Origin of the sequence: Ectorhizobium quercum (genome assembly GCF_026552795.1) — a bacterium.
GTDB lineage: Bacteria > Pseudomonadota > Alphaproteobacteria > Rhizobiales > Rhizobiaceae > Ectorhizobium > Ectorhizobium quercum.
Genome location: NZ_JANFPI010000005.1, coordinates 157,099 through 169,301 on the forward strand (window position 1 = coordinate 157,099; position 12,203 = coordinate 169,301).

Sequence of the window (12,203 nt, forward strand, 5' to 3'; positions counted from 1 at the left end):
CTTGAGCGACGCGGCAAGAATACTCTCCTGAATATGGCGAATTGCGGCCCGCAAGATGACATTAGGGCAACGATTGATGGACCTATTTCGGGCGCCTTTCAAGGGCGTAGCCGGTTTATGCTCAGCTTGCCTTGCCTATTTCAAGGATTATGGGGAAATGCTAAATTAACCTCCCCTTTCTATCGTCTTTCCTTGAAACGAAAAGGGACGGGGTTTGAATTACTGGGCTATCCAACGACGGCGTTTCCGCGATTTCATGCAGCGAACGGGCGTCGCCGTGGCTGGCGCGGGTCTGATTGCGCTGTCCATCGTCGCCATTAGCGTCGCCCTCGACCGCCAGAACAGCCAGACCTATCGCACCGCTCTGCACGAGGACGCCGACCGGACCGCCTTCTTCCTCCAGCAGCGCCTGTCCGGCCAGATCAAGGCCGACCAGAACACCGCGCGCAATCTCGCCCGCGCCTTTGCGCTGAACCCCGACGAGGCCATGCACCGGTTCGCCGACGAGGCGCAGTTCGTTCTGGCCACCAACCCCTATTTCACCCGGATCGACATCGCGCCCGCGGCCAGGCTGGCCTACAGCTTCCCGCAACATCCCGAAACCGGGCTGGCGGGTCTTTCGCTGACGGAGCGCTATGCCGGCGAGGGCCGCCAGATGCGGCATGCCGAAGCCAATCTCCACAAGGGCCGGCCCTCGCTGATCGCGACGCAGGAGGGCCAGCTGGTCCTGCTGACGCCGGTGATGATCAACCCGCTCAACCAGTCGACCGGCACCTTCTGGGGCACGGTCGAAATCATCATCGCCGAAAACCATTTCTTCAATGCCGCCGGCTTTACCGTCATGACCCCGGAGATCTTCCACGAGATCCGCGACATGCGCGTGGCCATCCGCGATATTTCCGGACGCGGCAACGGCATCGCGCCGACCTATCTGTTCGGCGATCCGGAGATGGCGGGCGAGACGCCGGTGGTCCGCCGCGTTCCCTTCGACGGCGGCGCGCTGGAAGTCATGGTCATGCCGGCAACGGGCTGGGACATCCCGTGGGCCAAGGCGGCGGCGTTCCGCTTCGCCCTCGTGCTGGCCGGCTGCGCCATCATTATCCCGATCTTCGGCGCCAGCATGCTGATCGCGGAGCGCAACAGCAACATCGTCGCGCTCCAGGGCCGCGAGGCCCGGCTGCTGGAGCTTTCGCAGCGCTACAACCTGGCGATGGAATCCTCCCACATCGGCATCTGGGAGATGCAGGACGGCTCGGACGACATCTACTGGGACGAGCGCGCGGCGATGCTGCACGGCGAGCTGCCGGAGGAAATCGTCAGCCCGCTGGAGCAATGGCTGATGCGCGTCGTGCCCGAGGACCGCGACAAGGTGCGGGCGCATTTCTGCGACGACAAGCTGACGGGCTGCACCTACAATACGACCTACCGCATCCAGACCAGCGACGGCTCCATCCGCTGCCTGCGCTCGGTCGGCTCGCGTTACGAAAGCGTCGGCACCTCGACCCGCACGACCGGCATCATCTGGGACGTGACATCGGACGAGATGCTGAACCAGACGCTACGCGAGGCGAAGGAACTCAGCGACATCAAGAACGCCGAACTCGAACTCGCCTTGCAGGAGCTTTCCAGCCGCGAGCAGGAGCTCGAAGACCTTTCGCGCAAGCTCGACCTGGCGCTGGAATCCTATCATTGCGGCATATGGGAAGCCAATCTGGAGAACGGAACCGAATACTGGGATGCACGCATGTGCCAGCTTTACGGCGTGCCGCCGGAACGGTGCATCGTGACCCACAAGGACTGGCTCGACGCCATCCATCCCGACGACCGCGTGCTGGCACGAACCAACATTGCGGAATTCGAGCCCGGCGCACGCACGAAAGCGCTCGTGGTGCGCGTCATCCGCCCCGACGGCGAGACCCGCTACATCCGCTCCGTCGGCCAGATGCATGTCGGGCGCGACGGCAGCCGCAAGATCATCGGCATCGCCATCGACGTGACGGAAGACACGCTGCTGACGCAGGCGCTGAAATCGGCCAAGCAGGAAGCCGACGTCAAGAACGTCGAGCTGGAAGCGGCCAAGAGCCGCATCGAGCACAACGCGCTCCACGATCCGCTGACCGCGCTCGGCAACCGCCGCAAGCTGGACCTCGAACTCGAGCGGCTTTCACAGGAAAGCGCGGGAAAGCGCGTCAGCTTCGCCATCCTCCATCTCGACCTCGACCGCTTCAAGCAGATCAACGACACGCTGGGGCACGCCGCCGGCGACGCGATGCTCAACCATGTGGCGCGGGTCCTGACGTCGAATGTCGGCCACCTGACGCCGGAGCCGGCGGCGAACCTCGTCGCCCGCATCGGCGGCGACGAATTCGTCATCCTCCTGCCGGGAACGGATTCGCGCACGGCCCTGACGGCGCTGGCCAACCGCATCGTCCAGGAAATCCGCCAGCCGGTGGAGATCGACGGCTTCTCCTGCCGCTGCGGCGTTTCCATCGGCATCGCGCAGGGTTCGGGCACCGACGTCGACGCGCGCAGGGTGCTCATCAACGCCGACATCGCCCTTTACCGCGCCAAGCGCATGGGCCGGAACCGCTACGAGTTCTTCACCCAGAACCTTCAGGCCGAAATCATCAACGCCAAGCGCATGGCCGACGAAATCCTCGCCGGCATCGACAACAACGAGTTCACCGCCTGGTATCAGCCGCAATTCTGCGCCAAGACCATGCAGCTGACCGGCGTCGAGGCGCTCGTGCGCTGGCATCATCCGACCCACGGTCTCATCACGCCGGACCGCTTCCTGAGCATCGCCGAGGAACTCAATGTCGTCGCCACGCTCGACCGGATGGTGATGCAGACGGCGCTGAAGGACCGGATGCGCTGGGCGGCGATGGGCATCAACGTGCCCAAGGTTTCCGTCAACGTATCGCTGCGCCGGCTGCACGACGAGGCGCTGATCGAAACCCTCAAGGGCCTGTCGATCACGCCGGGCGAACTCTGCTTCGAACTGGTGGAATCCATCTTCCTCGACGACCGCGAGGCGATCACCGACATCAATCTGGAGCAGATAAAGGCGCTGGGCATCGACATCGAGATCGACGATTTCGGCACCGGCCATACCTCCATCGTCAGCCTTCTGAAACTGAAGCCGAAGCGGCTGAAGATCGACCGCCAGCTCGTCATGCCGATCCTGGCGTCGACGCGCGAGCGGGCGCTGGTGCGCTCGATCATCGACATCGCCCGCTCGCTCGGCGTGGAAACGGTCGCCGAAGGGGTCGAGACGCTCGATCACGCGCGCATGCTCGCCGATCTGGGCTGCGACATGCTTCAGGGCTACGCCTTCGCCAAGCCGCTGTCCTTCGAGGACTTCGCCCAGCGCACCATCGAGACGGGCTGGAAATTCGCCGTGTGAGGCATTGTCCGGAAAAAACGCCCGCTGTGTCACCCCTTGAAGGAAATAAAGCCTTTTGCTTGAGGGGCGTTTTCCACTAAGAGTGTGCCCGTCGATCGCGCCTCAAGAAGCATTTCGGATACCCATGTCGCACAATACGTTCGGTCATCTTTTCCGCGTCACCACCTGGGGCGAGAGCCACGGCCCGGCACTCGGATGCGTGGTCGACGGCTGCCCTCCCGGCCTGACCTTCACCTCCGCCGACATCCAGTCCTTTCTCGACAGGCGCAAGCCCGGCCAGTCCCGTTTCGTGACGCAGCGCCGCGAGGCGGACGAGGTGCGCATCCTGTCCGGCGTCATGCCCTCCCCGGACGGCCAGGGCCACACCACCACCGGCACGCCGGTCTCGCTTTTGATCGAGAACACCGACCAGCGCTCCAAGGACTACGGCGAGATCGCCCGCCAGTACCGTCCCGGGCACGCAGACTATACCTACGACGTCAAATACGGCATCCGCGACTATCGCGGCGGCGGGCGCTCCTCGGCCCGCGAGACGGCGGCGCGCGTGGCGGCCGGCGCGCTCGCCCGGCTGGTCGTGCCCGGCGTGACGATCCGCGGCGCGCTGGTGCAGATCGGCAAGCACAGGATCGACCGCAGCCGCTTCGACTGGGCCGAGGTCGAGCGCAACCCGTTCTTCTGCCCTGACCCCGGAACCGTGCCGGTCTGGGAAGACTATCTCGACGGCATCCGCAAGGCCGGCTCCTCGGTCGGCGCCGTGGTGGAGGTGGTCGCCGACGGCGTGCCCGCCGGGCTCGGCGCGCCGCTCTACGGCAAGCTGGACCAGGACATCGCCTCGCTGCTGATGTCGATCAACGCCGTCAAGGGCGTGGAGATCGGCAACGGCTTCGAGGCCGCCGAAATCACCGGCGAGGAAAACGCCGACGAGATGCGCATGGGCAACGACGGCAAGCCGCTCTTCCTGTCCAACCACGCCGGCGGCATTCTCGGCGGCATCTCGACGGGCGCGCCGATCGTCGCCCGCTTCGCCGTCAAGCCGACCTCGTCGATCCTCACGCCGCGCCAGTCCATCGACGCGGACGGGCAGCAGGTCGAGGTGCGCACCAAGGGCCGCCACGACCCCTGCGTCGGCATCCGCGCCGTGCCCGTCGGCGAAGCGATGCTCGCCTGCGCCATCGCCGACCATTACCTGAGAGACCGCGGCCAGACCGGCCGCCTGAAATAACGCAAGGACAACCGAGATGAGCTTTGACCAGAAGCGCGTCGTGGACGCCATCCGCGCCTTCGAAGCTGGTGAAATCGTCGTCGTCACCGATGACGACGACCGTGAAAACGAAGGCGACCTGATCGTCGCTGCCGTTCATTGTACGGCGGAAAAGATGGCGTTCATCGTGCGCCACACCTCGGGCATCGTCTGCGCGCCCATGCCGAAGGAGGAGGCCAAGCGCCTCAACCTCAACGCGATGGTTGCGGAAAACGACAGCGCCCACACCACTGCCTTCACTGTCACCGTCGACTTCAAGCACGGCACCACCACCGGCATTTCCGCCGAGGACCGGACGCTGACGGTACGCAACCTCGCCAATCCGAATGTCGGCCCCACCGACTTCACCCGCCCCGGCCACATCTTTCCGCTAGTGGCGCGCGAGGGCGGCGTGCTGATGCGCTCCGGCCATACCGAAGCCGCCGTCGACCTGTGCAAGCTGGCCGGCCTGCCGCCCATCGGCGTGATCTGCGAACTCGTCAACGACGACGGCACCGTCACGCGCGGCCCGCAGGTTGCCGATTTCGCCGAACGGCACGGGTTAAAGCAGGTTTCGGTCGCCGACCTGATCGCCTATCGCCAGCGCAAGGAAACGCTGGTCGAGCTGGAATCGAGCTTCACCATCGAAACGCCCTTCGGCCCGGCCCGGGCGCAGACCTATTCGCTGCCCTGGGACCCGATGCAGCACATGGCCGTCATCTTCGGCGACATTCGCGACGGCGAGGACATTCCGGTGCGCCTGCACCCGGAAGACGTCGCCAACGACGTGTTCGGCGCCGGCCAGCCGGTGGCGCATTACATGCAGAAGATTTCCGAGGCCGGCCGCGGCGTCATCGTCTACCTCCGCGAGGGCTCCGTCGGCGTCGGCCAGAGCGAGCGGGCGCGCAAGGTGCGCAGCCTGCCGGAAGACCACGAGCAGGCCCGCTCCCGCGAGCATGAATGGCTGGAAATCGGCCTCGGCGCCCAGATCCTCAAGGATCTCGGCATTTCCTCGATCCGCCTGCTGACCACCCGCGAGCGCCACTATGTCGGCCTCGAAGGCTTCGGCATCAAGATCACCGCGACGGATATCGGCTGACCTCCAAGGCAAAAGAAGCGGCGGCGGGCGGATACCCCCTCTGGCTGCCGCCATCTCTCCCCACAAGGGGGGAGAAAACCGCGGCAATCGCCCGGCTCTCTTCAACGCCTGCGAACCGGGAAACCGGCGCATCTTTCGTTTTGCCCCCTTGTGGGGAGATTGCGGGTAGCCGGAGGCGGCGTGACACGAGCGACCTCGGAAGCGTAAACCGCCCGCATATCCGCTACCCCCGCCACCCGTCCCGATAATCCACCCGCTCCACCCCGCAGAAGCGGGCGACGCGCTGCAATTCGGCGTCGAGCTTCTCGAGCCGGCCGGACGAGGCCCGCACGCCGGGTTCCAACCACAGGCGCCGGACCGAGAGGACCCCTTCCCCGCGCTCGGCCTTCATGTCGATGCGGCCGATCAGCCGGTCGCCCTCGATGAGCGGGAAGACATAATAGCCGTATTGCCGCTTCCCTTCCGGCACGAAGACCTCGATGCGGTAGAAGAAGCCGAACAGGCGCTCGGCACGGCTGCGGTCGCGTAAGAGCGGATCGAACGGCGAAAGCACCCGGATGCGGGCCGGCGGTTCCGGCGCCTGCCCGATCCTGCCAGCAATGCCCGCGAAGGCGAAGGCCGGGCGCGGCTTTTCCCCCGCTGCCGGTGCGATGGCGACCTCCTCAAGCTCGTCGCGATGGGCGGCAACCCAGTCCCGGGCCTCCTGCGGGCTGACGAGCGCGAAAAAGGCGGCGATTTCACCGGGCGTGGCAAAGCCCAGCCGCATGAGCGCGCCGCGGCAGGCGAAATCCACGAAGGCGTCGTGATCGACCTCGGCGGCATGCAGGTCGGCGGGCAGGACCCGCGAGGACAGATCGTAGACTTTCTGGAAGTTCGTGCGTCCGGCAATTGCCAGATGGCCGGTGCGCCAGAGGAACTCCAGCGCGGTCTTCGAGGGGTGCCAGTTCCACCAGCCGCCCGAAACGTGATCCTCGGCCTTGAGGTCGCGGGCCATGACCGGGCCGTTCGTGCGGATGCGTTCGAGCGTCTCCTCGAAGACGGCCTCGAAGCCCTCGCCGCGCCACTTCCTCCACCCTTCGCGGATACGGGGCTCCTCGCGCAGGAAGCGCCATTTCCAGTAGGGGAAAAAGGCGGACGGCAGGATCGACGCATCATGCGTCCAGTGCTCGAACAGCAGCCGGTCCTTCTCAATCAGCGCGTCGAGATGGGCCGGGCGATAGGTCTGGTTACGGGCGAACAGGATCATGTGATGGGCGCGCTCGACCGTGCGGATGCTGTCCACCTGCACGAAACCGAGCCGGGTGACGAGATCGTACAGCCCCTCCTTGCCGAGCGAACGGCCGGGCGGGCCGGAAAGCCCCTGCCTTTCGATGAAAAACCGCCTTGCATCTTTGTTCGAAACCGGAATCGCCATGAAACCAGCGTAGAAAAGACGGCGCAAAAAGACAATGTTCTTTTTATGTTCCGATTTCTCTTTTCATTCTCCAGGGAGTATAAGCCTGCGGGTCCGATGGAAGGAGAGAGCGTGAACATTCGTTTCGAGGGCGCAGGCGTCGATTTCGGCGACCGCACGGTGCTTCAGCCGCTCACGCTTTCGCTCGCCGAGCGCCGCATCGGCGTGATCGGCCTCAACGGCTCTGGAAAATCGACCTTCGCGCGGCTGATCAACGGGCTCGTGGCGCCGAGCCGGGGCCGCATCACGCTCGACGGCCTCGACACGGTGGCCGATGCGAAAACGCTGGCAGGCCGCACGGGCTACATCTTCCAGAACCCGGCCAACCAGATCATCATGCCGATCGTCGCCGAAGACATGGATTTCGGCCTGAAGAACCGCGGGCTCGACAAGGCGCAGCGGGCGGCGAAGATCGCGGAAACGCTGGAGGCGCTCGCCATCGCCCATCTGGAACGGCGCCGGGCGCACGAGCTGTCCGGCGGCGAGCTTCAGCTTGCGGCGCTGGCCGCCGTGCTCGTCACCGGCCCCGACCTCGTCATTCTCGACGAGCCCACCAACCAGCTCGATCTGAAGAACCGGCGCCTCGTCGAACGGACGATGGCCGGGCTTTCGCAGCAGCTCATCGTCATCAGCCACGATCTGGCGCTGCTCGACGGTTTCGACCGCGTGCTTCTTTTCCACGAGGGCCGGCTTGCGGCGGATGCGCCACCGGCCGAGGCCGTCGCCCGCTATCTAGAGATCGCCGGCGCATGAAGTCGCTCTACGTCGAAGGCACGAGCCCGCTCCACCGCCTGCCCGTCCGGCCGAAACTCGTGTTTCTCGCCCTGCTCGGCATCAGCCTGTTCCTGACGCGCAACCCGCTGCTTCTGCTTATCGGCCCCGCACTCGGCGCGCTCGTCTATTTCACGCTCGGCCTGCCGGCGGCCGAGGCGCTCAGGCGCCTTCGCCCGGTCTTCCTGACCATCGCCATCGTCGCCGCCTTCAGTTTCATGGTCAATTCGGCGGAAGAGGCGCTGCTGCAACTGCTGCGGCTGACGACGCTGATGCTGTTTGCCGCCGCCGTCACCGCCACCACGACGGTCGGGGATTTCATCGACGAGATCACCCGGCTGGCGCAGCCGCTGGAACGGGCGGGCCTCGTCCGCGCCGCCGATATCGGGCTGGCCTTCGGGCTGGTCGTGCGATTCGTGCCGGAAATCCTCGCCCGCTACGAAGCCATCCGCGAGGCGCACAAGGCACGCGGGCTGAAGGTCCGGCCCCTGACTTTGGTCGCACCCCTGGTGATTCTGACCCTCCGCGAGGCCGACCAGATCGCCGCCGCCATTGACGCGCGCGGCCTTCGCCGCCATTAAGACGTCAATGAAGTGGAGGTTTCCCAGACCATGAATACCCGCGATCTCGTTCTCGTTTCACTGTTTGCCGCCATCATCGTGGCGCTCGGCCTGCTGCCGCCGATCCCGCTCGGCTTCATTCCCGTGCCGATCACGGCGCAATCGCTCGGCGTCATGCTGGCGGGCGTCATCCTCGGGGCGAAGCGCGGCGCGCTCGCCGTGGCTCTGGTCATCCTTCTCGTCATCGTCGGCCTGCCCGTGCTGTCAGGCGGCCGCGGCGGCCTCGGCGTCTTCTCCCAGCCAACCGTCGGCTTCCTCCTCGGCTGGCTGCCCGCCGCCTTCGTCACCGGCCTTCTGTCCCAGCGCTTCGTCAACAGCACGCAGGGCAGCGTCGCCCAGCTTGCCAACTTCTTCATCGCCGCCGTCGCCGGCGGCGTGGTCGTGCTCTATGCCTGCGGCATCCTCGGCGTGATGCTGGTCACGGGACTGCCCTTCGCCAAGGCCTTCGCCGGCTCGCTGGCCTTCATCCCGGGCGATCTCGTCAAGGCGGGCGTCGCAGCGCTCGCCGCCCGCGCCGTGCAGGCCGGCTACCCGCTTCTGCCGGTCCGCCGGTAAATCGGAGACACCGGGGCCGCCTGCGGGCGGCCTCAACGTATCCACCACCCCACTCCCTCGTCACCCTCGAGCTCGAGCCCAAGGATCCACGCCGCAGGCGGCGCGGTGGATGGACGGGTCAGGCCCGACCATGACGAACGAGAGCGATACAGCCTTTGTCAGCGGTCCGGAGCGGCCTTGCCGTTTCAGGGCAGGAAATCGTAGAGCCAGTCGCGCAGGGCTTCCGGCAGGCGGGCCTCCTCGCCCTTGTCCCGGTCATAGGCCGTCCAGACGATTTCAACGCGGGCGGCAAGCGTGCCGTCCCGCTCGATGAGCACGGCAAAGCCGACCGTCTGCATGCCGATCTTGTCGATCTCCACCCGCAGGCGGGCGATATCGTCATAGTGGAGCGGCTTGTGAAAGACGCATTCCATGCGCTTCATCGCGAAAGCCGGCTCGCTCTCCACCGTCGGGCGCTGGCTCCAGAAATCGACCAGCGCCTGTTCCGCCAGCGTCAGATAGGCGGCGTTGTGCATCTGCCCCTGCATGTCGACGTCGCGATAGGCGACGCGAATGTCCATCGTATCGAAAGCGTCGTTCGTGGCCATTGTTTTTCCCCAGCTTTAACCGCATCTAAAACGTCGACGGGGAAAAGAACAAGACTCCCTTCGCCAACGGACGAGCGGCATGACGACACGCCTTTACGAACATGCGGATTTTCTCAGGCACGAGGTGCCGAAAGGCCATCCGGAGCATCCGGACCGGCTGCGGGCGCTGGCGCTCGCGCTCGAACATCCGAATTTCGCGCGGCTTGAGCGGGCGGAAGCGCCGCGCGCCAGCGAGGACGCCGTCCTGATGGCCCATACGGAAGAGTATTTACAGCACATCATGCGCTCGATGCCGGAGGAAGAGAGCGACATCCGCAGGGTGGCCGAGGATACCTACGGGTCCGCCGGCACGCTTCAGGCAGCGCTTCGCGCCGTCGGCGGGGCGATAGCGGCGGTCGACGACGTGTTTGCCGGCACGGCCGACAACGCCTTCGTCGCCTCCCGCCCGCCGGGGCATCATGCGGGCCGCGCCCGCACCGCCGGCTTCTGCCTGTTCAACAACGCGGCCATCGCCGCCGCGCACGCCCGCGCCGCCCACGGGGCCGAGCGCATCGCCATCGTCGACTGGGACGTCCACCACGGCGACGGCACGCAGGAGATCGTCTGGAACGATCCCGACACGCTGTTCGCCTCGATCCACGAGGCGCCGCTCTATCCCTTCTCCGGCCGGGTGGAGGAAACCGGCATCGCCGGAAACGTCGTCAACGTTCCGCTTTCCGCCGGTTCTTCCGGCGACCAGTTCCGCGAAGCCTTCCGCGACCGCATCCTCCGGGCGCTTCGCAACTTCAGCCCGGACATCGTCATCGTTTCCGCCGGCTTCGACGCGCATCACCGCGACAGGGCCGGCCATCTGAACCTCACCGGCGAGGATTTCGACTGGGCGACGGGCCGGCTGATGGAAATTGCCGAGGATAGCGCCGGCAACCGGGTCGTCAGCCTGCTCGAAGGCGGCTATGATCTTGAAGGTCTGGCCGAGTCGGCCGGCCTGCATATTTCAAGACTGATCCGGGGTTGACCATGACCGACATCGCCACGCCCGCCGACATCACCGGCCTTTCCTTCGAAAAGGCGGTGGCAGAACTGGAAAACATCGTGGCGCGGCTGGAGCGCGGCGACGTGGCGCTGGACGAATCCATCGCCATCTACGAACGCGGCGAAGCGCTGAAGAAGCATTGCGAGACCCTTCTTTCCGCCGCCGAGAACCGCATCGAGAAGATCCGCATCGACCGCGCCGGCAAGCCGCAGGGCACGGAACCGCTGGACAACGGCTGATTGTCCATGCCCCGCGCCGGGCAAGGCGCGGACTTTCGGCACGGCAACAGAATTTCCCCTTGGGGTCATTGACCTTTCTCCTCCCATCCGGTCAAATCGTCGCAGCCGAAGGATTTGTTTTGGGAGGAGCAATCATGACGCATATCACAACCCGTATTGCATGCGCAGGCATCGTGGCTCTTTCGAGCCTCGCAACCGTTGCGACCGCGCGCGCGGACGAATTCATCAACGTTCTGACCGGCGGCACCTCGGGGGTCTATTATCCGCTCGGCGTCGCGCTTTCGGAAATCTACAGCGAGAAGATCCCGGGGGTGCGCACCCAGGTCCAGGCCACCAAGGCGTCGGTCGAAAATCTCAACCTGTTGCAGCGCGGGCGCGGCGAGCTCGGTTTCTCGCTGGGTGACAGCGTTCAGGAGGCCTGGGAAGGCAACACCGAAGCGGGCTTTCCCGGCAAGCTCGACAAGCTGCGCGGCATCGCCGGCATCTATTCCAACTATATCCAGATCGTCGCCTCGAAGGATTCAGGCGTGACGACGCTGGCCGACCTCAAGGGCAAGAGCCTTTCGGTGGGGGCGCCTGCCTCCGGCACGGAACTCAACGCCCGCGCGATCTTCAGGGCCGCCGGTCTTGCCTACGGCGATCTCGGCAAGCTCGAATACCTGCCCTTCGCCGAATCGGTGGAGCTGATCAAGAACCGCCAGCTCGACGCCACGCTGCAATCGGCGGGCCTCGGCGTCGCCTCGATCCGCGACCTTGCGACCTCTCTGCCGATCAACGTCGTGGCGGTGCCCGCCGCCGATGTGGAGAAGATCGGCGCGCCCTATGTCGCCGCCATCATTCCCGCCGGGACCTATGACGGCCAGACGGAGGATGTGGAAACGGCAACGGTCGGCAACTTCCTCATCACCCACGAGGGCGTTTCGGACGAAACCGCCTATCAGATGACGAAGCTGCTGTTCGAGAATGTCGACCGGCTGGCGGCCTCGCATGCCGCCGCGACGGCCATCGACGTGACGAAGGCGATCGAGGGCATGCCTGTGCCGCTGCATCCCGGCGCGGAGCGCTATTACCGGGAGATCGGCGTCCTCAAGTAAGGGGCGCCGTCCCGTTTCCCGACAGTGCCCCGGCCCTTTCGGATGCGGGGGCGCTGCGCGCGCGGCCAGGGAGGAGGGCCGCGCGCACCGCCTGCCGCCCGGACCG

General features: G+C 65.7%; 11 protein-coding genes. 9 read left to right on the plus strand and 2 right to left on the minus strand.

All coding sequences use genetic code 11. From position 1 onward, the window contains the following. Positions 1-277: 277 nt before the first annotated feature. From NOF55_RS15870 to ribB, 3 genes are all read left to right on the plus strand, one after another. Positions 278-3,406 carry a bifunctional diguanylate cyclase/phosphodiesterase gene (locus NOF55_RS15870; protein WP_306410118.1) on the plus strand — a complete coding sequence of 1,043 codons (3,129 nt, stop codon included), beginning with the start codon at positions 278-280 and terminating at the stop codon, positions 3,404-3,406. Between the two features lie 124 nt (positions 3,407-3,530). Further along, the gene (aroC, locus tag NOF55_RS15875) at positions 3,531-4,628 is read left to right on the plus strand and encodes a chorismate synthase (protein ID WP_306410117.1); all 1,098 of its coding nucleotides are present in this window, start codon (positions 3,531-3,533) and stop codon (positions 4,626-4,628) included. Between the two features lie 16 nt (positions 4,629-4,644). Then, a complete protein-coding gene (gene ribB / locus NOF55_RS15880; RefSeq protein ID WP_306410116.1) occupies positions 4,645-5,745 on the plus strand; it encodes a 3,4-dihydroxy-2-butanone-4-phosphate synthase in 1,101 nt (366 codons plus the stop codon). A gap of 223 nt (positions 5,746-5,968) precedes the next feature. Here the strand turns inward: ribB and NOF55_RS15885 are convergent, their stop codons facing one another. Next, positions 5,969-7,159: a winged helix-turn-helix domain-containing protein gene (locus NOF55_RS15885; RefSeq protein ID WP_306410115.1), complete on the minus strand. Its 1,191-nt coding sequence runs from the start codon at positions 7,157-7,159 to the stop codon at positions 5,969-5,971. A gap of 111 nt (positions 7,160-7,270) precedes the next feature. Here NOF55_RS15885 and NOF55_RS15890 point away from each other — a divergent pair, with 111 nt between their 5' ends. From NOF55_RS15890 to NOF55_RS15900, 3 genes are read left to right on the plus strand one after another with little or no spacing between them, the layout of a single operon-like run. Then, complete coding sequence (locus NOF55_RS15890) at positions 7,271-7,951, plus strand: energy-coupling factor ABC transporter ATP-binding protein (protein WP_306410114.1); 681 nt, start codon at positions 7,271-7,273, stop codon at positions 7,949-7,951. Then, the gene (locus tag NOF55_RS15895; RefSeq protein WP_306410113.1) at positions 7,948-8,550 is read left to right on the plus strand and encodes a CbiQ family ECF transporter T component; all 603 of its coding nucleotides are present in this window, start codon (positions 7,948-7,950) and stop codon (positions 8,548-8,550) included. Before NOF55_RS15890 ends, NOF55_RS15895 begins: the two co-directional genes overlap by 4 nt. Positions 8,551-8,580: 30 nt before the next feature. Beyond that, a complete protein-coding gene (locus NOF55_RS15900) occupies positions 8,581-9,144 on the plus strand; it encodes a biotin transporter BioY (RefSeq protein WP_306410112.1) in 564 nt (187 codons plus the stop codon). A 185-nt stretch (positions 9,145-9,329) separates the two neighbouring features. On the opposite strand, the gene NOF55_RS15905 is transcribed toward NOF55_RS15900, so the two are convergent. Next, positions 9,330-9,731, minus strand: coding sequence for an acyl-CoA thioesterase (locus NOF55_RS15905; protein ID WP_306410111.1), 402 nt, complete (start codon positions 9,729-9,731; stop codon positions 9,330-9,332). 79 nt (positions 9,732-9,810) lie between these two features. Between NOF55_RS15905 and NOF55_RS15910 the strand changes: the two genes are divergently transcribed. The 3 genes from NOF55_RS15910 (at position 9,811) to NOF55_RS15920 (ending at position 12,097) form a co-directional block, all read left to right on the plus strand. After that, on the plus strand, positions 9,811-10,746 hold the full coding sequence (locus NOF55_RS15910) for a histone deacetylase family protein (RefSeq protein ID WP_306410110.1): 936 nt from the start codon (positions 9,811-9,813) through the stop codon (positions 10,744-10,746). Between the two features lie 2 nt (positions 10,747-10,748). Then, the gene (locus tag NOF55_RS15915; RefSeq protein ID WP_306410109.1) at positions 10,749-11,003 is read left to right on the plus strand and encodes an exodeoxyribonuclease VII small subunit; all 255 of its coding nucleotides are present in this window, start codon (positions 10,749-10,751) and stop codon (positions 11,001-11,003) included. A 134-nt stretch (positions 11,004-11,137) separates the two neighbouring features. After that, positions 11,138-12,097, plus strand: a complete 960-nt coding sequence (locus NOF55_RS15920; RefSeq protein ID WP_306410108.1) for a TAXI family TRAP transporter solute-binding subunit — start codon at positions 11,138-11,140, stop codon at positions 12,095-12,097. The last annotated feature ends 106 nt before the right edge of the window (positions 12,098-12,203 follow it).